At 57.0% G+C, this 603-nt stretch carries 1 pseudogene; it reads right to left on the bottom strand.

The features are described from left to right. Positions 1-100 precede the first annotated feature (100 nt). Positions 101-603, bottom strand: a pseudogene (locus ACP7E4_RS30480) (transposase); the annotation flags it as partial.

The raw sequence follows: 603 nt of genomic DNA, 5'->3' as shown, positions 1-603 counted from the left end.
CGCAGACTGTGTGAAAACACACTGTAACTGCCCAAGCAAAACGCCCCGACTTGTCGGGGCGTTTTGCTTTTGGGTGTTCAGCAGGCGAAAAAACGGCTTTTCAGCCTATCAGTTCCATCATCCGGCATACCCCCAGCACGCTAATGGCTCTTTTCAGGTTGTAAGCGCTCACGGCCAGTGCCATTTCTGCTCTCGCGCCCTCCAACTGGCGCAGCAGGAAGCGACCGTTGCCAAACAGCCATTGCTTGAGACTACCGAAGGGATGCTCAACGATGGATCTTCGGCTAACCATCATTTCCGGATGCGCCAGCATCCTTTTTTCCATTCGCAGGCCTGAAATTGTTTGCCGTTGGAGTAGCCGGCATCGGCAGTGACCGTCAACTCCTCCTGCTGGAGCTGCTCTTTGGCCGCTTTGGCCATCGGCTCCAGTTGTCTGCGGTCATCGCTGTCCTGAGTGACTTCATGGTGCAGGATCAGGCAGTGCTCGGCGTCCACAGCCGTCTGCACGTTGTAGGCTACGCGCGAGCCTTTGGGCGTGCGCATCATCCGGGCGTCGCTTTCATGGGTGTTGAACTGTTCTACGCCCAGAGCCCCCATCAGCAC

Origin of the sequence: Pseudomonas sp. DSP3-2-3, assembly GCF_049898225.1 — a bacterium.
GTDB lineage: Bacteria > Pseudomonadota > Gammaproteobacteria > Pseudomonadales > Pseudomonadaceae > Aquipseudomonas.
The sequence above is the reverse complement of the archived record's forward strand: the minus strand, read 5'-3'. Positions and strand labels throughout refer to the sequence as shown.